Consider the following 19,289-nt stretch of genomic DNA (forward strand, 5'->3'; position numbering starts at 1 on the left):
AAGCGCGGCGCATGCATCGGGACCGGGCGGGCAACGCAGACGCCGTCCGCCCGCTGCTTCCATGTATCGGTCAGCCCTGCGGGCGTTGCAGATACCGCACCTGTCAGGCCGCCGCGGCCACCACGACGATCTCGATGCGCCAGCCCGGATCGGCCAGCTTCGCCTCGACGGTAGCGCGTGCGGGCGCCTGCCCCGGCGTGACCCAGCGATCCCACTCGACGTTCATGCCATCGAAGTCGGCGATGTCGGCGAGATAGATCTGCGCCGACAGGATGCGCGTGCGATCGGAACCGGCGTCGGCGAGCAGCGCGTCGATCGCGGCCAGCACTTCACGCGTCTGCGTGCCGATGTCGGCGCCGAGGCTTTCGGGCACCTGGCCGGCGCAATAGACCAGTCCGCCGTAGCGGGTGGCCTCGGACATGCGGGGGCCGGCGTCGAAGCGTTCGATCATGGACATGCTCTGCAAGGAGGGGTGGCCACCGTAGGCGGCGCGGCCATCGCGTGCAAACCTGCGGTCGACCTGCGCTCAGCGCAGCTGGCTGTCCTTGCTGCCGCGGCGGTTGAAGCCCGCGCCGGCGACATCCTCGTCGTGCTGCGCCTGGCAGTCCACGCACAGGCGGACGCCCGGCACCGCCTGGCGACGGGCTTCGGGAATCGGGGTGTCGCATTCCTCGCAGTGCGTGAGCCCGGGGCCGCTGCGCAGCTGGCTGCGCGCACGCTTGATCGCGTCCTTGACGGTCGCGTCGATCTGCTCCTGTACGGCGCCTTCGCCTGCCCAGCCGGTGGCCATGACGGACTCCTGCGATGCTCGCGTGGTGAGGAGCGGCGACCCTAGCAAGGCGGGCGTTGGCGCCGGATGAGTGGGCGGCGCCCGGCATAATGGCGCGATGTCATCTGTGCCCCACTCCGCATCGCCCACGTCCTCCCTGTCGCAGCGGCTCGCCATCGTCGGGGGCGGCCCGGCCGGCCTGTTCGCCGCCGAAACCGCCCGCGCTGCGGGGATCGAGGTCGATGTCTTCGATGCCAAGGGCTCGGTGGGCCGCAAATTCCTGATCGCCGGCAAGGGCGGGCTCAACCTCACCCATTCCGAACCGCGGCCTGCGTTCGATGCCCGGTTCCGCACGCGGCAGGGCGAGATCGCCCGCTGGCTCGACATGTTCGACGCGCAGGCGCTGCGCAACTGGGCCGCGGCGCGCGGCGTCGAGACGTTCGTCGGCAGTTCGGGCCGGGTGTTTCCGAACGACCTCAAGGCTGCGCCACTGCTGCGCGGCTGGGTGCGCGGCCTGCGCGATGCCGGCGTGCGTTTCCACATGCAGCACCGCTGGACCGGGTGGAGCGACGACGGACAGCTGCAGTTCGAGACACCCGACGGCCCGCGCCTGCATGCGACCGATGCGACGGTGCTGGCGCTGGGCGGCGCCAGCTGGCCGGAACTCGGCTCCGATGGCGCCTGGGTGCCCCGGCTCGAAGCACGGGCCGTCGACATCGCACCGCTGGTGCCGGCCAATTGCGGGTTCGACGTCGGCTGGAGCGCACACCTGTCCGAACGCCACGCCGGCGCGCCGTTGAAGCCGGTCGTGCTGCACTGGCGCGACGCGCAGGGCGTGCCCCGGGCGCTGCAGGGCGAATGCGTGCTGACCGCCACCGGAATCGAGGGCAGCGCGATCTATGCGATCTCGGCCGACCTGCGCGACACGATCGCCCGCGAGGGCACCGCCCTGCTGGAGCTGGATCTCGCACCGGGACGCGATGCGGCGCGGCTGCAGCACGATCTGGAACGCCCCCGCGGCCGGCGCAGCATCGGCGAACACCTGCGCCGCGCAACCGGCCTCGATGCGGCCAAGACCGCACTGCTGTTCGAAACCCTCGACCGCGACGCGCTTGCGGATGCCGCGCGCGTGGCGGCGGCGATCAAGCGACTGCCGCTCCGGCTGCAGGCGCCACGTCCGATCGCCGAAGCGATCAGCAGCGCCGGCGGTGTGCGTTTCGAAGCGCTGGACAAGGGCTTGATGCTGCGCGCCCTGCCCGGCACCTTCGTCGCCGGCGAAATGCTGGACTGGGAAGCCCCGACCGGCGGCTACCTGCTGACGGCGTGCTTCGCCAGCGGCCGGGTGGCGGCAGACGGTGCACTGGCCTGGCTGCGCGGGCGCGCCGCGTAAGCAGGCATCGACCGGCTCAGCCGGACAGCGCCAGCGTCGACGCGAAGTGGCGCGCTCTACCATCCAGCGGGTCGTCGAACGCCAGCGAACGCGCCAGCAGCTGCAGCGGCGATCCGGGCGGCACGTCCGCGATGTCGGGATACCAGGGGTCGTGCAGGATCGGCGCACCGAGCGCCGCCATGTGGACCCGCAGCTGGTGCTTGCGGCCGGTCACCGGCGTCAGCCCATAGCGCCATGCCGCCGCGCCGCGTTCGATGACCTCGATGCCGGTCTCGCTGTTCGCCGCGCCTTCGGTCTCGTGCATGCGGAAGAATGGCGTGCCGCGCTCGATGCGGCTGCAGCGCCGGTGCGGAAATGCCAGGTCCGGCAAGGGCGGCGCCAGCGCTTCGTAACGCTTGTCGATCCTGCGGTCGCGGAACAGTGCCTGATAGGCGTCGCGCGTACCGGGATCGACCGAGAACAACGCCAGACCGGCCGTCGCCCGGTCGAGCCGGTGCAGCGGCACCAGATGCGGGTTGTCGAACTGGCGGACCAGACGGGTCAGCAGGGTCTGCTCGACGAATCCGCCCGCGGGCATCACCGGCAGGCCGTGCGGCTTGTCGGCCACCAGCAGGTGCGCATCGACATGGACCACGCGCGCCTCGGCGGCGATCACCGGCTCGTCGACCACCTCGCGGTAATAGCCGATCTCCAGACCTACCCGGTAGGGCGCGTCGAGCGGCAGGGCATGGCCTGCCGCATCGAGTATGCGCCCGCGTGCGAAGCGGTCGATCCAGACCGCACGCGGAATACGAGGGAAATGCGCGCACAGCGCATCGAGCACGGTCGTCCAGTCGCCCGGCGGCAGCTGCAGACGACTGGCGGGCACCCCGTCGCGCGGCGGAAGCGCCGTGCGCGTCATCGCAGCGGCACGCGCGGGCTCATCGCGCGGGCACGCCCATTTCCTCCAGCAGCGCCGGCGCCGGATAGACCTTCGCCATCAGCCAGCGCATGTAGCGCATGTCGACGTGGATCGCGCGTTTGGTGCGCGGGTCGAACCACCAGCTGGCGCTGACCGACTCCCAGTTGCTGTCGAAGTTCAGGCCCACCAGCTGCCCGCGCGCATCCAGCACCGGCGAGCCGGAATTGCCGCCGGTGGTGTCGAGATTGGTCAGGAAGTTGACCGGCTGGGTGCCGAGCGCGGGATCCGCGGTGCCGTTGAAATCGCCTGCGGCGATCGCATCGAGCAGCGGCGCGGGCGCGTCGAACGGCACCTGCCCGGTGTGCTTCTCGACGATGCCCGCGACCGTGGTCACCGGCGCGAAGGCGACCGCGTCGCGCGGCGCCAGCGCTTCGACCTGGCCGTAGCTGATGCGCAGCGTGCCGTTGGCATCCGGATAGACGGCGCGCCCCTGCGACGCGCGCCAGGCGAACAGGGCGCGCATGTAGGCCGGCCGCAGGCGCAGCTGCTCGCCGTCCCGCGTCTTGCGCGCGTCTTCCAGCGCCAGTTGCGCCTCGACCAGCGGCCCGGCCAGCGTGAGCAGCGGATCGTCCGCCAGCGCCTGGCCGGTGCGCGCCGCGGCGAAACGCGACAGGCGGGCGTCTTCGTCGCCCAGCGTCGTCGCGGCGTACAGCGTGTCGAGTGCGGTTGCCAGCGCCTCGGGCGTGCGGCCGAAGGCGGCGTCGAAGGCAGGCACACGCTGCGCGTCCGGCAGCTGCTGGTAGCGACCCAGCAGCACGCCCAGCACCGCCTTCTCGGCGGCGGGCGCGTAGCGGCGCTGGACCTGTTTCAGCACGCCTTCGATGAGCGCGTGATCGCGCTGCTGGTAGCCGGTTTCGCGCGTGGCATCCGGCTTGCCGGACTCGATGCGCAGGCGTTCGAGCAGCAACGCCGAGCGCATCAGCTGGGTCTGCGTGGCGATCAGGCCGAGCAGCAGGTCGCGCTCGCCCTGCGCACCCGCGTCCGCCAGGATCGCCTGCAGCTCGGCGATGGCCGCGGCATCGTCGCCGGTGGTCGCGGCCAGCATCGCGGCCTCGTCCTCGCTGCGCTGCTGCACCGCGCGGCTGCGCTGCAGGCCTTCCAGTTCACCGGCGGCACGCTTGCGGTTGTTCTTCAGCGACTGCAGCTGCGAGGCGTAGCGCGTGCGTACGTCGGCATCGGCCGCGCCGGCGGTCTCGACGGCCTGGATCAGCGCATCGAACACCGACACCCGCTGCGGCAGGGTCGCATTGACCTGGGCATCGAACTCGGCCGCGGTGCGATGGCGGAAGGTCGTGCCCGGATAGCCGGCCAGCATGGCGAAATCGCCCGCCTTCAGACCGTCGCGCGCCACCTGCAGGTGCGCCGGCGGCTGGTACGGCACGTTGTCGGCGCTGTAGGCGGCCGGTGTGCCGTCGGGCGCGACATAGGCGCGCAGCAGGGTGAAGTCGCCGGTGTGGCGCGGCCACATGAAATTGTCGATCTCGTCGCCGTAGTTGCCGATCGCGCGCGGCGGCGCGTAGACCAGGCGCACGTCGCGCAGCTCCAGCTGGGTGATCCGGTAGAAATCGGTGCCGTAGTACATGTTGGCCACGCTGCAGCGCACCTGGCCCGCCTGTTCGCACTCGGCGACGATGCGCTTGCTGGCGGCGTCGACGGCATCGAAGTAGGCGCGTCCGGTGGTGCCACGCGCATCGGCCAGCACCGTATCGGTGACCTTGTCGAAGCCGACGGTCACCAGCACGCGGAAATCGGGATTCGATGGACGCTCGTCGCCGCGCCCGTCGGCGATGAAACCGCCGTCGATGATGTCGCGTTCGGCGCTGCTGTTGTACTGGATGACGCCATAGGCGACATGGTGGTTGGTCAGCAGCAGGCCGTCGCCGGAGACGAAGGCGCCGGTGCCGCCGCCGACCTTGACCACCGCGCTGAGCGGCGGCCGGGTCACGTCGGCAAGTGCACGCGGGTCGCCGCGGAAACCCGCCTGGCGCATCGGGGTGGCCAGATCGGTGAGCTGGCCCGGCATCCACATGCCTTCATCGGCGTGGACGGCGGACGTGGACAGGGCAGCGACGAGCGCGGCGACCGGAATGCGGCGAAGGGCCATGGGCGAGGACGAGGGAGCGGGACCGCGACCTTATCCAGCCGCCTGCGCCGCAGCAATGGCCGCGTGCGGTGATGGCGTTAAGACACCGTCAACCAGGCGCCCGTTTGCGGTCACGTCCACATCATTGCGGCGTTGCCAGCATATCCCGCATGCCTGATATGCCCGATCCACGCCGCCCCCACACCGAAACCTTCCTCACCGCCGACACCCCGCCCGCCCTTCGCCTGCGCGAAGACGCCTGGGATCTGACCGTGTCCGACGGCCCGGTGATCACGACCGCGATCCACGACGGCCACACCCTGCGGCCGGCCCTGCGCGAGCGCATCGCGTTGTCCGACGACGCACGCCAGCGCGAGGAAGATCCCCTCACCAGCCTGCTGACCCAGGTCGGCGATGCGCGTCTGCGCGTGCGCAGGTCGCGTTTCGAAGTCGATCTGAATCGCCCGCGCGACACCGCGATCTACACCGATCCCGCCGCCTGCTGGGGGCTGGAGGTCTGGCACCAGCCGCTCGAAGCGGCCGAGCGCGAAGCCTCTCTCGCGCTGTACGACCGGTTCTACGCCACGATGGGCGAGCTCATCGACCGCACCGTCGAACGCTGGGGCTGCGCCCTGCTGATCGACATCCACAGCTACAACCATCGCCGCGACGGACCCGATGCCGCGCCCGCGGCGCAGGCCGACAACCCGGATATCGAGCTGGGCGTGACCACGCTCGACCCTGAGCGCTGGGGCCACACCGCGAAGCGGTTCGCCAATGTCCTGCGCCGGCATCCGGTGCGCGGCGCCCTGCCCGACGTGCGCTGCAACGTGCGCTTCCCCACCGGCGGTCATTTCCCGGAATGGATCTACGCCCACTGGGGCGAGCGCGTGTGCACGATCTCGCCCGAGTACAAGAAGATCTTCATGGACGAGTGGAGCGGCCAGGCCGACATCCCGGCGCTGTACGCGCTGCGCGACGGTCTGCAGCACGCGGTCGACGCAGTGCGTCCGGAGTTCCTGTCGTGAGCGTGGAGGTCACCACGCTCACCGCCCGTCCGACCGTCCGCCCGCTTCCTGCCAACGCCGCCCTGGTCGACGATGCCCTCGCGCGCCTCGATGCGCGGCTCGACTGGCTGCTCGCCCTGTCGCCGCTCGACGGCGATGCGCTGTGGCAGGCCTTCGAAAACGATGGCCGACGCAGCGAACCGCCGCTGCGCTATCTCGATCTGGAACTCGACCTCGCCGAGATCCGCGCCGAACTCGACGCCCTGCCCGTGGCCGCGATCGAATCGCCGGCGCTGCAGTCGCTGCTGGCGGAAAAGCAGCGCGAGCTGGTGCGCATGGTCGATCTGGTCGAACAGCGCGATCTGCCCGGTTTCGTCGATGCCAGCGTGGCCCTGTTCGGCGCCGTCGAGCCCGAGCTGCTGGCGCTGGCCGAGCGCATCCTCGAACGCGTGCCCAACGGCGATCCGCTGGTCGCCGATGCCGGCATCGACGAGATGCGCGCCGCCGTCGAGGCCGAGATCGACTGGTACCGCGCGCAGGCGCCCGATTTCCACATCGACGTGGTGGTCGACACCGACATCAATTCGATGCTGATGGTGTCCCACGGCACCTTCTACATCGACGGCAACATCCGTCTGCCACGCGCGCGCATCGATCCCCTGATCCAGCACGAGATCGGCACCCATGTGGTCACGCGCCACAACGGACGCCGGCAGGCGCTGCGCCAGCTCGAAGTGGGCCTGGCCCAGTACGACCCGATGCAGGAAGGCCTGGGCGTGCTGTCCGAATATCTGGCCGGCTATCTGCCCGGCGAGCGCCTGCGGGTGCTGGCCGCGCGCGTGGTCGCCGCCTCGATGGCGGCATCGGGCGAACGCCTGCCCGAGATCTTCGCCTGCCTGCACGACACCCATGACCTGCCCACCGACGACGCCTTCGACGTCGCGGTGCGCGCGCGGCGCGGCGGCGGCCTGACCAAGGACGCCGTCTACCTGCGTGGCCTGCGCGATCTGCTGGCCTACCTCGAAGCGGGCGGCGATTTCGACGCCCTGTTCCTGGGCAAGTTCGCCCTGCCCCAGTTCGCGGCACTCGATGCACTGCTCGACGAGGGCTGGATCGTGCCGCCCGAACTGCTGCCCCGTTACGCCGCCGCCGAGGATTTCGCCTCGCGGCTCGACGCCTGCCGGCATACGCCGGTCGACCACCTTTTCCAGACGCACCGCCCCCCGGAGCACATTGCATGACCGAGACGCGTACCCCCATGCGCATCGGCTTCGTCGTCAACGACGTCGCCACCGAGCAGGACAACTACACCACCATCCGTCTTGCACGCCGTGCGCTTGCGCGCGGCCACGAGATCGCGCTGATCGGTCTGGCCGATTTCACCTACGACGCCGACGGCACCGTGCGCGCCTGCGCGCACATGCCCTGCGGCAAGGATTACGCCGACGATGCGGCCCTGCTGGTCGACCTGCAGTCCGACGACTGCCCGACCGATCGCATCTCGGTCGACGATCTCGACGTGCTGATGCTGCGCAGCGATCCTGCCGACGAAATGGTCGAACGCCCCTGGGCGCCGGGCAGCGGCCTGCTGTTCGCCCAGCTCAGCGCATTGAAGCGCGCGCTGGTGGTCAACGATCCGACCCACCTGACCGACGCCTCGAACAAGACCTACTTCCAGCATTTCCCCGAGGAAGTGCGGCCGGTCACCTGCATCAGCCGCGACATCGAGGAGATCAAGGCCTTCATCGAAGCGCGCGAAGGCTATGGCGTCATCAAGCCGCTGCAGGGCTCGGGCGGCCAGGGTGTGTTCGTGGTCACGCCGGAAAGCGGCGGCAACCTCAACCAGATGATCGACGCGGTGCTGCGCGACGGCTACGCGATCGCGCAGGAATACCTGCCCAAGGCGAAGGACGGCGACCTGCGCCTGCTGATGCTCAACGGCCGCCCGCTCGAAGTCGACGGCACCTACGCCTGCATTCGTCGCTACAACGACAGCGGCGATGCGCGCAGCAACATCAGCGCCGGCGGCAAGTACGAGATGGCCAAGCCGGATGCCGATGCCCTGCGTCTGGCCGAGCTGGTCGCCCCGAAGCTGATCCGCGACGGCATGTACTTCGTCGGCCTCGACATCGTCGGCGACAAGCTGATGGAAGTGAACGTCGACACGCCCGGCGGCATCAACATGCTCGAGGAACTTACCGGTCTCGATTTCTCCGGCCGCATCCTCGAAGACCTCGAGCGCAAGCTGCGCCTGCGTACGCACTACGGCAAGACGCTCAGCAACGTCGAACTGGCGATGCTGTAAGCGGCGCCCCGCGTCAGAGCCGGTTGGCGATCTCGATGAGGTTGCCGTCCGGATCGCGGACATAGACGGACAGAATCGGGCCGGTCGCCCCCGTACGGGGCACCGGCCCGTCTTCAATGTGGATACCCGCAGCGCGCAGTTCGGTCTGCACCTGGTCCAGCGGCGTCGTCGTCAGCAGGCACAGGTCCGCCGATCCGGGCGTCGGTCGCGTCGCTTTCGGTTCGAACTCCTGACCGGCCTGGTGCAGATTGATCTTCTGCACGCCGAACGCGAGCGCGCGACGGCCTGCGCCGAAGGTCACGACCTGCATGCCGAACGCGCGGCCGTAGAACGCGCAGGTCGCGTCGATGTCGGCGACGGTCAGCACCAGATGGTCGAGGGCGTCGATGTGCATGGCGTCAGTCTCCGGTCGAAGCGATGGACGGATGTCGCGGTGACGGCGTATCCGGCGCGTGGCGCTGTAGATGCCTTGCGGCAACAAACGCGAGCGCCAGCAGCACGAGCGCACCGCCGGCCAGGACCGGCCAGCCGCCGTGCGCCCACAGCCAGCCGCTGGTCGCGCCGATCAGGCTCGAGCCCATGTAGTACGACAGCAGATACAGCGAGGCCGCATGGCTGCGATGCGTGCGTCCGAGCCGGCCGACCCAAGCGCTCGCCGCGGCATGCGCGATGAAGAATCCGATCGTCAGCAGCACCAGGCCCGGCACGATCAACCACAGCGTCGGCGCGAGCGTCAGCAGTACGCCAGCCGCGGCAAGAAGTACACCGGCGACGACGACCGGGCCACGGCCGAATCGATCCGACAGGCCGCCAGCCACCGTCGAACTGACGATGCCGAACACGTAGGCGCTGAAAATCCAACCGATCTCGGCCTGCCCCAGATTGAACGGCGCGGCGCCGAGCCGGAAGCCGAGATAGTTGTAGACGCTGACGAACACGCCCATCACCAGGAACGGGATCGCGAACAGCCACGGCAGCAGCGGATCGCGCAGATGCCCGCCCCAGGCGCGCAGATGGAAACGTAGATTGATCCCGCGCTGGCGCACGAAATGCCGCGATTTCGGCAGCAACCAGACGAAGGCGATCGCGACCAGCAGATCGAATCCACCGAGCAGCGCGAGCGCAGTGTGCCAGTCAAACCAGTCGGTCAGGAAACTCACCGACAGCCGCCCCATCATTCCGCCGAAGGCATTGCCGGCGACATACAGCCCGACCGCTGCGCCCAGCCGGTGCGCGGGCACTTCCTCGGCCAGATAGACCATCGCGACCGCCGGCACACCGCCCAGCGCGATGCCGGCCAATGCACGCACGATCACCAGACTGGGCCAGTGCGGCAGCGCGGCGGCGATCACGGTCAGCACCGCAGCGACCGCCATCGACACGAACATCAGGCCGCGTCGCCCGAGGTTTTCCGACACCGCGCCGGCGCAGAAGATCGACAGCGCCAGCCCCAGCGTGGCCAGCGAAAGCGGCAGCGAACTGCTGGCCGGGCCGACGCCGAACTCGCGCGCGAACTCGGGCAACAACGGCTGCACGCCGTACAGCAGCGAGAACGTGGCGAAGCCGGCGAGGAACAGCGCCAGCCGGATCCGACCCATGGCAGGACGCGCCGCCGGCGGCAGCGCGGTCGATTCAGTCAAGACGAAGGGAGCCGCAACATGGGGGCGCACAGTGTCGCCCCCGCTCCGCGCCTTGCACACCCCGCGCGTGCAACGGGGCGATCCAACGCGGTGCCTCCGGACTCAGTGCGGCGCAGGACCGGCGGGCACGGGCGCGTCGGTGCGGCGCGAGATCCGCACCGGGATCGACTTCGCCGCCGGCACGTGGCTGTCGACCGCGTGGTGCGCCACCGGAATCAGTGGATTGCATTCCGGGTAATAGCTCGCGATGCAGCCACGCGGGATCAGATACGGCACCACCCGCAGCCCGCCGACCATGCGCTCCTCGCCGTCTTCAGCATCGGTGACCAGTGCGATCTCGTCGCCATCCGCCAGGCCGCATTCGGCGATGTCGTCCTCGTGCATCAGGACCACGCGACGCGTGCCCTCGATGCCGCGGAAGCGGTCGCGGTAGCCGTAGATCGTGGTGTTGAACTGGTCGTTGCTGCGGATCGTCAGCAGACGGAAGCGGCCCTCGGCCTCGTCGAAGCCGGTCGCCGACAGACGCTCGGGCGTATGGAATTCGGCCTTGCCGCTGGGTGTCTCCCAGCGCCGCTCGCGCGCGCCGACCGGGCGCGGAAAGCCACCGGGCGTGTGCATGCGCGCATTGAAATCGCGGAACTGCTCGGGATACGTCTGCTCGATCGCATCGCGGATCGTCGTGTAATCGTCCATCCACGCCTGCCACGGCACGCGGGTGTTGCCGGGCACCAGGGCCATGCCGAGCCGGGCGACGATCGCCGGCTCGGACAGCAGATGCGGACCGGCCGGCTCGCTGGTGCCGAAGGACGCGTGGATGCAGGTCGTGCTGTCTTCCACCGTGACGCACTGCTCGCCGCTGCGCTGGACGTCCTTCTCGATCCGCCCCAGGCACGGCAGCAGCAATGCGGTACGGCCGCAGACGAGATGGCTGCGGTTGAGCTTGGTGGCGATCTGCACGGTCAGCGCCAGGCGGCGCCAATGCGCTTCCAGACGCGCGGTCTCGGGCGCGGCGCGCACGAAATTCCCGCCGAGGCCGATGAAGGCACGTACGGAACCATCGAGAACGCCGTCCACCGTCTCGACGGTGTCCAGGCCTTTCTTCCGCGGCGCGCTGAAGTCGTACTGCGCTTCGAGCTTGTCCAGTGGCACGAGTTCGGGCTTCTCGGAAATGCCGACCGTGCGCTGACCCTGCACGTTGGAATGTCCGCGCACCGGGCAAATGCCCGCACCCGGCCGGCCGACGTTGCCGCGCATCAGCGCGAGGTTGCAGATCATGCGGACGTTGTCGACGCCGTAGCGGTGCTGGGTCAGTCCCATGCCGTAGATCAGGATGGTCGACTTCGCCGCCGCATACACCGCCGCCACGCCTTCGATGTCGGCGCGCGACAGGCCCGACTCGAGTTCGATCGCCGGCCATTCGACCGCGCGTACGGCCTGTTCGAAGGCCTCGAAGCCGTTCGTGTGGTGTTCGATGAACCCCACGTCCAGCACACGTTCGCGCGACGGATCCGCCTGCGCGGCATCATCCAGCGCGAACAGCGCCTTGGCGATACCGTGCATCACCGCCAGATCGCTGCCCGCTCTGACCGGGAAGTAGGCATTGCTGATCCGCGTCGAGGCGCCGGTCGCCATCGCCAGCGGTTCCTGCGGATTGGTGAAGCGCTCCCAACCGCGCTCGTACAGCGGATTGAAGGTGATGATCTCGGCGCCGCGGCGGGCGGCGTCCTGCAACGGATGCAGCATGCGCGGACTGTTGACGCCCACGTTCTGGCCGAACGACAGAATGCAGTCGCAGTGTTCGAAGTCCTCCAGCAGCACCGTGCCCACCGGCACGCCGATGCTGCGCGGCAATCCGACCGAGGTGCTCTCGTGACACATGTTGGAGCTGTCGGGCAGGTTGTTGTTGCCGTACAGACGGGCCAGCAGGCCGTACATGTACGAGGTTTCCAGCGACGCACGCCCGGACGCGTAGAAGACGACGCTTTCCGGATCGAGGGGACCGAGTTCCTGCGCGATGGTGGCGAAGGCCTCGTCCCAGCCGATCGGTACGTAGCGGTCGCTGCCGGCGTCGTAGCGCATCGGTTCGGTCAGACGTCCCTGCGCCTCGAGGTCGTGATCGGCCCACTTAAGCAGTTCGGTGACGCTGTGCTCGGCGAAGAACGCGGGGTCGGCCTGCGCCTCGTCGAGTTCCCACATCGTCGCCTTGGCCCCGTTCTCGCAGAACTCGAACCGGTGCGGCGTCGCGGGCTTGGCCCAGGAGCAGCTGACGCAGGCGAAACCGTCGACCTTGTTCTGCCGCTGCAGCTGGCGCATGCCTTCTGCGGTCGGCGCATCGGGGGCGGTGACATGACGCGCCAGCGACGTGGCGGATCCCCAGCCGCCGGAAGGCCCACGATAGGGTCGGATTCGGATGCCGGTCATGAGCGCGCCTCTGCTGAATGGAACAGGCGGCCTACCCTAGAGGCGTGGCGAACATGCATGCGTGAACGCCAGGCCCGTTCGCACGGCTCGACATGGTCATGACTGCCCTGCGTCCATGCTGTCGCCATGTGGGACACGACCACCCTGCGCTGCCCCTGGTGCGGCGAACGTTTCGAAGCGCTGATCGATCCCGGCGGCGGATCGGGCGACTACGTCGAGGACTGCCCGGTCTGCTGCAAGCCGATCGAGATGCATCTCGACCAGGACGGTGACCGCTCGCAGCTTTCGGGCGGGCGCGGCGACTGACTTCAAGGCCGACCGCGCGTCGCCGTGCAGCGCGGCAATGCCAGAGCCTCAGCATGCCGCCGTCATCGCGGTCTCGAGCAGGCGCAAGATGGAGGTTGCCGGAGTGCATCCGGCAGTTGCACGTCGGCATCCGTGTCGACGCGGCTATTTCCTCGACGTTCACACATGCGCGTCGACGCGCGATTCGTCCTGAAAAGCCGCAAAACACGCCGAAAACGGAGGATGGCAGGATGCCGATATGGATCGATCAGCAGACAATCGCGGTTCCCAGTCAGGGACCTGTATGCGCGCTTCCGCACATACGACACCGCATTCAGCCGCGAGAATTCACGGTCGGATTCAACTGTGATGACTCTGCGAACGCATCATGAAGAAAGCGCCTTGGGCCCCTAACAACGGATTGCTTCAGGACCTGCCCGAGGACAGCTGCGGTCGTCTCGGCGACGAGTTGCATCTGGTCGAACTGCCGGCCGGGAAGGTGCTGCATGAAGCAGGCGCGCCCCAGTCGACGCTGTATTTCCCGCGCGAAGGCATCGTGTCGCTGATGTATGCGCTGGAGAACGGCGATACCAGCGAAGTCGCGATGGTCGGCAACGAAGGCGTTGTGGGCATCGGACTGGTCGCTGGCGCGCGCTCCGTGCCGCTGCGGGCAGTCGTGCAGGTCGGCGGCGAAGCGCTGGCCCTGCGCTCCGAAGTCGCGCTCCGCGAGTTCCAGCGCGGCGGCGCGTTCCAGCACATCCTGCTGCGCTACATGCAGGCCCTGCTGACCCAGACCGCGATGACCGGCGTCTGCAACCGCCATCACACGGTCGATCGCCAGCTCTCGCGCTGGCTGCTGCTGGTCAACGACCGCATCGGGTCGACCGAAATCAAGATGACCCAGGAGCAGATCGCGCATCTGCTTGGCGTGCGCCGCGAAGGCATCACCGAAGCGGCGCGCCGGTTGCAGGAAGAAGGCTGCATCCGCTACAGCCGCGGTCTGATCCAGGTGATCGGCCGCGACGGGCTGCTGGCGCGCGCCTGCGAATGCTATGCGGGCATCCGCAGCGAGTACGACCGGCTGTTGCGCCCCGCAGCCGAAGGCTGACGCCATCACCCGGCCTTGGCCGACCGGGCGGCACCCTGACGGCCCGCCCGGATGCCCGTCATGAGCCAGACACCGCCCCGCCTCCACACCAGCCGCGACGATCTCGACCGGATCGAACAGCGCATTGCCCAACTCGATGACGAGGCGCGCGTGCGGGTGACGCTCGACAACGGCGCGCGGATCGACGGCGTGGTCTCCGCGCGGCCGACACTCGAGGTCTTCCGGGACACCGACGGCAGTGAAGGCCACAACGCGCGTTTGCGTCTGGACGATCTGGCGGCGCCCGACGTGCCGCACTTCGTATGGGTCGGCGAGATCGTCGGGATCGAGCGGCTCATCGAGAGCTGATCGTGTTGCCCGGCCCCGCAAGTTGCGGGGCCGATCGCTGCTGATCGTTCGACATCACGCACAGCTGTGAGCCGGCAGATTCGCGACGCAGACGCGCGATGCGTACCCGCCGCATGCGGCATCGCGTTGCGGGAGGACGACTCGATTCCGGACGCTGCGAGCTGGGGAGCCACCGGACGCGAAAAACGCCGTGCCCGTTCAAGACCGTCCGTTGTCTCCAGCCGCTCGCGCAGCGCAGGCTGGGATGCAGCGGCCGGCGCGCAGGACCTCACTCCGCGCAGCGCACCCGGCTCACCCCGTCCTGCTCGGCACCTTCGATGACCAGACGATCGCCACCTTCGGTCAACCGCAGGGTCTGTTCGGTCGACCACTGCTGGCCTTCGCCCTCGTAATCGGCAACGACGCGCACGGCATCCGCGTCCAGCGGTTCGATCACGGTCGGCGTTGCGAGGCTTTCGTGGAAGGTCAAGCGGTCCGCTGCGACCACCAGGCCCATATCGCTGCTGTCTCAGGCTGCGCGCACGCCTCGGCATCGGCATCCCAGCGGCCGACGAACGCGTCCGGTATCCGTCCGGGCGCCTGCGCACCAATCTCTTCGGGCGGCCGGGGCACCGGCATCGATGCAGGCCGCGCGCAGCCGCGGAACGGGCCGCGGCCATCGATCGTCAGCAGGCCGGTCATCGGGAAGCGCGCGCCAGACATGTCGTCCTCGCAGCGCATCCGGCGCACGATCAATACCAACGAGCCCTCCGCATCCGATGCGTCGATACGCCGGCCATCGGCGGTCATCGATGCGCGTGCGCCGGTGAGGCGGCGTTCCGTCGTGTCGATGCCGCGCAGGATCACCGTGTCGCCCTCGACAGTGGCCTGCCAGAACGGTTCGTTGGTCGACACGACCACGTCGTCGTCGCTGCCCGCAGCCGGCGCAGTCGCATCCGGTGCTGGTGTCGCAGGCGCGGTGGCGCTGCCGGGCGCAATGTCGGGTTGGCAGGCGGCCAGCAGCAATGCGGCAGGCAGCAGCAGATGGACCGGGTGGATTCGCATGGCAGGTGTCCTCGGAGCGGCGTCGCGACAGCATCGCCGGACGCGTGTTCATTTTTGGTCATCCGGTTCGGAAACCGCCGCAAGCGCATGATTGCGTTGCGGTTTCCGCTGCAGCGCAACATCGTCGCGCGGCGTCGATACCCGGTGAAAATATCCAGCATATTCAATATGTTATAATTCCGGACCTTCGCTGATCTTGCCGGAGGTCCGTCATTCCAGTCGTCCGTAATCTCGCCGCGCTGTTCGCCGGCGTCGCCCTGCTGCTGATGGGCAGTGGCCTGCTCGGCACCCTGCTGGCGGTGCGCGGCCGGATCGAGAACTTCGACGACCAGACGATGGGCCTGATCATGTCGGGCTACTTCGTCGGCTTCTTTCTCGGCACCTATCTGGCGCCCGGGCTGATCCAGCGGATCGGCCACATCCGCGCCTTCGCGTTCTACTCGGCGCTGGTCGCCGCGGCGATCCTGCTGCATCCGGTGTTCGTGAATCCCTGGGCCTGGGGCGCGCTGCGCGTGCTGACCGGCGTCGGCCTTGTGGGCCTGTACACGGTGATCGAAAGCTGGCTCAACGTGCAGGCGCCGCCGGATAAGCGCAGCCAGGTGTTCGCGGTCTACATGGCAGTGAATCTGCTGGCGCTGGCCGCCGGCCAGTGGTTCATCAGCTTCATGGATCCGTCGACGTTCGTGCTCTTCAGCGTCGTCGCGATCTTCATCTGCGTCGCCGCGTTGCCGGTCGTCGCCAGCCGCATGGTGCAGCCCACGCTGCCGGCCGTCCCGCGGCTCGCACTCGCGGCGCTGTGGCGCGCGGCGCCGGCCGCAGCAACCGGCTCGCTGCTGGCAGGCCTGGCGATGGGCGGCTTCTGGGGCATGGGCGCGGTCTACGCCACCGGGCTCGGTCTCGATCTACAGGGCATCGCCGCGCTGATGAGCGCGACGATCCTCGGCGGCGCACTGCTGCAATGGCCGATTGGTCGCGCCTCGGATCGCGGCGATCGCCGCACCACGCTCGCGATCATCTGCGCGATCGCGGCCGTGATCGGCGTGGCGATGATGTTCGCCGCCGACCGGTCGCATTTCGCGCTGTTCGGCCTGTTCTTTCTGTTCGGCGGCGTGGCGTTCGCGATCTATCCGCTGTGCGTCGCGCATCTGCTCGACCATCTGCCGGTCGAGGACACGCTGTCGGGCTGCTCGAGCCTGCTGCTGCTCAACGGTGTCGGCTCGGCGATCGGCCCGGCGCTCGCAGGTGCGGCGATGGTGCGCTTCGGGCCGTCCGCCCTGCCCGCCTCGTTCGCGATCGTGCTTGGCGCGCTGGCGATCATCGCCGCGGGCCGTCGCCTGATCCGTCAGCGCGACCGCGACCATCCGTCCGTCTTCCACCCGATGCTGCGCACCACCCCGTCCGCACTCGAACTGTTGCCCGAAACCGGCCCCGCACCCGAGGGCCCCGACCTTTCCGATCCACACCACAAGGACCCACGTTGACTCAAGACACCACCACACCCGACCTCACCCCCGCCAATACCCCGTTCGTGCCGCGACTGATGCTCGCGACCGACCTCGACGGCACCTTCCTCGCCGGATCCCCCGCGCATCGCCAGCAGCTCTACCGCCTGGTCGACCGCCATCCCGAGATCCGCCTGACCTTCGTCACCGGCCGCGGCCTCGAAGCCGTCATGCCGCTGCTGTCCGATCCCAGCCTGCCGCGTCCCGACTACGTGATCTGCGATGTCGGCGGCACCGTCGTCGACGGCCACACCCTGCAGCCGATCCAGCCCTTGCAGACGCGCATCGACCGTCGCTGGCCGGGTGAGCGCGCGGTGGCCGATGCGATGGCCGGCTTCACCGGTCTCGTGCGCCAGGACGTGCCGCAGGAGCGTCGCTGTTCCTATTTCTGCGAGCCCGACGCGCTGGCCGGCATCCGTGGCGACATCGAGGCCACCGCACGCAAGCTCGGCTGCTCGGTGCTGTATTCGGCCGACCGCTATCTCGACATCCTGCCGCCCGATACCGACAAGGGCCGCACGCTGGCCGCCCTCGCCGATCATCTGGAGTTGCCGCGCGATCGCGTACTCGTCGCCGGCGACACGCTCAACGATCTGTCGATGTACACCTCCGGATTCCAGGGCGTGTGCGTGGGGGAATCCGAGCCCGCACTCGTCAAGGCCACCGACCAGCTGTCGAACGTGTTCCAGGCGCAGGCGCCGGGCTGCGGCGGCATTCTCGAGGCGATCACGCACTTCGATCTGCTCGAATCCGACGATCCCTATCTGCGCCAGACGATCGAGCGCACCACCGGCCAGTCGGATCTGGTGATGGTCTATCACCGCCTGCCGTACGAGGAATACGTGGAGGACGGCCAGCGCAAGCGCCGGCGCCCGACCTCGCCCAACGGCATCATCCCGAGCCTGCTCGGCTTCTTCGGCGGCGGCCAGAAAGGCTCGTGGGTCGCATGGAGCATCGACGACCCCAAGCTCGGCAAGTTCGAGACGCGCACGCCGGTCGATCCCGATGCGTATCCGGACCTCACCGTCGCCCGCGTGCCGCTGAGCCAGACCGAGGTCGACGCGTTCTACAAGCGGTTTTCGAAAGAAGCCTTCTGGCCGATGCTGCACACGTTCTGGGAGCGCGCGCGCTTCAGCGAGGACGACTGGAACATCTACCTGCGCGTCAACCGCAAGTTCGCCGAGGCCACTGCGGCCGAAGCCGCGCCCGGCGCGACCGTGTGGCTGCACGACTACAACCTGTGGATGGTGCCGGCCTACCTGCGCGAGCTGCGCCCGGACGTGCGCATCGCGTTCTTCCACCACACCTATTTCCCCTCGGCCGACGTGTTCAACGTGGTGCCGTGGCGCCGCGAGATCCTTGGCAGCCTGATGCAGTGCGACTACATCGGCTTCCACATTCCGCGCCAGGTCGAGAACTTCGTCGACGTGGTGCGCGGTGCGATGCCGACCGAAGTGCTGGAACGCGAAGGCTGCGCGCCGCGCTTTCTGACCTACGGGTGTGCGGTCGGCCTGGACGAGACCACGACACGCATCCGCGTCGGCGATCGCGTCGTCGGTCTGGGCGCGCATCCGGTCGGCACCGACATCAAGCGCATCGAAACCGGCCTGGCGCACCCGCGCGTGCGCGTGCGGCTCGAGCAGATCCGTCGCGAGTTCTCCGGTCGCAAGCTGGTGCTGTCGGTCGAACGACTCGACTACACCAAGGGCACGCTGGAGAAACTGCTCGCGTTCGAGCGTCTGCTGACCGAGCAGCCGGATCTGCGCGGCAAGGTCAATCTGCTGATGGTGTGCGTGCCGGCGGCGAAGGAGATGACCGTCTACCGGGAACTGCAGACGCAGATCGAGCAGGCGGTCGGCCGCATCAACGGCCGCTACGCGATGCTCGACTGGACGCCCGTGCGCTTCTTCGCGCGCGGCCTGCCGTTCGAGGAGGTGCTGGCGCACTACGCGGCCGCCGACATCATGTGGATCACGCCGCTGCGCGATGGCCTGAATCTGGTCGCCAAGGAATTCGTCGCCGCGCAGGGCATCGAAGGCTCCTCGGGCACGCTGGTGCTGTCGGAATTCGCCGGCGCCGCCGCCGAACTCAAGGGCGCGGTGCTGACCAATCCGCACGATCTGACCGATCTGGTCGCCGGCTTGCGCCAGGCGCTGTCGATGCCGGAACACGAGGCCGTCGGCCGCCAGCGTCAGCTGTTCGACATCGTCCACTACTACGACGTCGAACGCTGGGGCCGCGATTTCCTCGCCGCCGTCGAGACCGCCGGCAGCGGCGCCGGCCAGCATCGATACGCGGTGCGCGGACTCGCCGCCTGATCGATGCATCTGCAGGGCCGTGACGTGACGGCCCTGCTGCATTCACGGCGTTGCAGATGCGATGCGCCGCAGGCACCTCGCGCCACCCGATGTTCACGGGTGGCCACC

18 protein-coding genes are annotated in these 19,289 nt (G+C 68.7%); 9 read left to right on the forward strand and 9 right to left on the reverse strand.

Going from position 1 to position 19,289, the window contains the following annotated elements; all coding sequences use genetic code 11:
• Positions 1-103: 103 nt before the first annotated feature.
• A complete protein-coding gene (locus AC3A5K_RS03330; RefSeq protein ID WP_487616073.1) occupies positions 104-451 on the reverse strand; it encodes a RidA family protein in 348 nt (115 codons plus the stop codon).
• Between the two features lie 75 nt (positions 452-526).
• The gene (locus AC3A5K_RS03335; RefSeq protein ID WP_487616074.1) at positions 527-790 is read right to left on the reverse strand and encodes a DksA/TraR family C4-type zinc finger protein; all 264 of its coding nucleotides are present in this window, start codon (positions 788-790) and stop codon (positions 527-529) included.
• 97 nt (positions 791-887) lie between these two features.
• Between AC3A5K_RS03335 and AC3A5K_RS03340 the strand changes: the two genes are divergently transcribed.
• Positions 888-2,159 (forward strand): TIGR03862 family flavoprotein, encoded by a 1,272-nt coding sequence (locus AC3A5K_RS03340; protein ID WP_487616075.1) that lies wholly within the window; start codon positions 888-890, stop codon positions 2,157-2,159.
• A 16-nt stretch (positions 2,160-2,175) separates the two neighbouring features.
• Here the strand turns inward: AC3A5K_RS03340 and AC3A5K_RS03345 are convergent, their stop codons facing one another.
• Positions 2,176-3,060: a pseudouridine synthase gene (locus tag AC3A5K_RS03345; protein ID WP_487616076.1), complete on the reverse strand. Its 885-nt coding sequence runs from the start codon at positions 3,058-3,060 to the stop codon at positions 2,176-2,178.
• 19 nt (positions 3,061-3,079) lie between these two features.
• Positions 3,080-5,224 carry a S46 family peptidase gene (locus AC3A5K_RS03350; RefSeq protein ID WP_487616077.1) on the reverse strand — a complete coding sequence of 715 codons (2,145 nt, stop codon included), beginning with the start codon at positions 5,222-5,224 and terminating at the stop codon, positions 3,080-3,082.
• Positions 5,225-5,373: 149 nt separating this feature from the next.
• Here AC3A5K_RS03350 and AC3A5K_RS03355 point away from each other — a divergent pair, with 149 nt between their 5' ends.
• The 3 genes from AC3A5K_RS03355 to AC3A5K_RS03365 are packed head-to-tail and all read left to right on the forward strand — an operon-like array spanning position 5,374 to position 8,515.
• On the forward strand, positions 5,374-6,231 hold the full coding sequence (locus tag AC3A5K_RS03355) for an N-formylglutamate amidohydrolase (protein WP_487616078.1): 858 nt from the start codon (positions 5,374-5,376) through the stop codon (positions 6,229-6,231).
• Complete coding sequence (locus AC3A5K_RS03360; RefSeq protein ID WP_487616079.1) at positions 6,228-7,451, forward strand: peptidase MATCAP family protein; 1,224 nt, start codon at positions 6,228-6,230, stop codon at positions 7,449-7,451. The genes AC3A5K_RS03355 and AC3A5K_RS03360 overlap by 4 nt, the downstream gene beginning before the upstream one ends.
• A complete protein-coding gene (locus AC3A5K_RS03365; protein WP_487616080.1) occupies positions 7,448-8,515 on the forward strand; it encodes an ATP-grasp domain-containing protein in 1,068 nt (355 codons plus the stop codon). Before AC3A5K_RS03360 ends, AC3A5K_RS03365 begins: the two co-directional genes overlap by 4 nt.
• Positions 8,516-8,528: 13 nt before the next feature.
• Here the strand turns inward: AC3A5K_RS03365 and AC3A5K_RS03370 are convergent, their stop codons facing one another.
• The 3 genes from AC3A5K_RS03370 to AC3A5K_RS03380 all read right to left on the reverse strand — a co-directional run bounded on the left by AC3A5K_RS03370 (position 8,529) and on the right by AC3A5K_RS03380 (position 12,576).
• The gene (locus AC3A5K_RS03370) at positions 8,529-8,909 is read right to left on the reverse strand and encodes a VOC family protein (RefSeq protein ID WP_487616081.1); all 381 of its coding nucleotides are present in this window, start codon (positions 8,907-8,909) and stop codon (positions 8,529-8,531) included.
• Between the two features lie 4 nt (positions 8,910-8,913).
• Complete coding sequence (locus AC3A5K_RS03375) at positions 8,914-10,113, reverse strand: MFS transporter (protein ID WP_487616082.1); 1,200 nt, start codon at positions 10,111-10,113, stop codon at positions 8,914-8,916.
• A 144-nt stretch (positions 10,114-10,257) separates the two neighbouring features.
• On the reverse strand, positions 10,258-12,576 hold the full coding sequence (locus AC3A5K_RS03380) for an FdhF/YdeP family oxidoreductase (RefSeq protein ID WP_487616083.1): 2,319 nt from the start codon (positions 12,574-12,576) through the stop codon (positions 10,258-10,260).
• 126 nt (positions 12,577-12,702) lie between these two features.
• On the opposite strand from AC3A5K_RS03380, the gene AC3A5K_RS03385 reads away from it, so the two are divergent.
• From AC3A5K_RS03385 to AC3A5K_RS03395, 3 genes are all read left to right on the forward strand, one after another.
• A complete protein-coding gene (locus AC3A5K_RS03385) occupies positions 12,703-12,882 on the forward strand; it encodes a CPXCG motif-containing cysteine-rich protein (RefSeq protein WP_487616084.1) in 180 nt (59 codons plus the stop codon).
• A 367-nt stretch (positions 12,883-13,249) separates the two neighbouring features.
• Complete coding sequence (locus AC3A5K_RS03390) at positions 13,250-13,969, forward strand: Crp/Fnr family transcriptional regulator (RefSeq protein ID WP_487616085.1); 720 nt, start codon at positions 13,250-13,252, stop codon at positions 13,967-13,969.
• A gap of 60 nt (positions 13,970-14,029) precedes the next feature.
• The gene (locus AC3A5K_RS03395; protein WP_487616086.1) at positions 14,030-14,317 is read left to right on the forward strand and encodes a DUF3247 family protein; all 288 of its coding nucleotides are present in this window, start codon (positions 14,030-14,032) and stop codon (positions 14,315-14,317) included.
• Between the two features lie 268 nt (positions 14,318-14,585).
• Here AC3A5K_RS03395 and AC3A5K_RS03400 read toward each other — a convergent pair whose 3' ends face one another.
• The gene (locus AC3A5K_RS03400; RefSeq protein WP_487616087.1) at positions 14,586-14,786 is read right to left on the reverse strand and encodes a hypothetical protein; all 201 of its coding nucleotides are present in this window, start codon (positions 14,784-14,786) and stop codon (positions 14,586-14,588) included.
• Positions 14,783-15,361, reverse strand: a complete 579-nt coding sequence (locus AC3A5K_RS03405) for a hypothetical protein (RefSeq protein WP_487616088.1) — start codon at positions 15,359-15,361, stop codon at positions 14,783-14,785. Before AC3A5K_RS03405 ends, AC3A5K_RS03400 begins: the two co-directional genes overlap by 4 nt.
• A gap of 212 nt (positions 15,362-15,573) precedes the next feature.
• Between AC3A5K_RS03405 and AC3A5K_RS03410 the strand changes: the two genes are divergently transcribed.
• Together AC3A5K_RS03410 and ggpS are read left to right on the forward strand one after the other, a co-directional pair.
• On the forward strand, positions 15,574-16,842 hold the full coding sequence (locus AC3A5K_RS03410; protein WP_487616308.1) for an MFS transporter: 1,269 nt from the start codon (positions 15,574-15,576) through the stop codon (positions 16,840-16,842).
• Positions 16,839-19,181 (forward strand): glucosylglycerol-phosphate synthase, encoded by a 2,343-nt coding sequence (gene ggpS / locus AC3A5K_RS03415; RefSeq protein ID WP_487616089.1) that lies wholly within the window; start codon positions 16,839-16,841, stop codon positions 19,179-19,181. The genes AC3A5K_RS03410 and ggpS overlap by 4 nt, the downstream gene beginning before the upstream one ends.
• Positions 19,182-19,289 lie beyond the last annotated feature (108 nt).

The sequence above is a fragment of the Luteimonas sp. Soil_C_5 genome, from assembly GCF_057656615.1.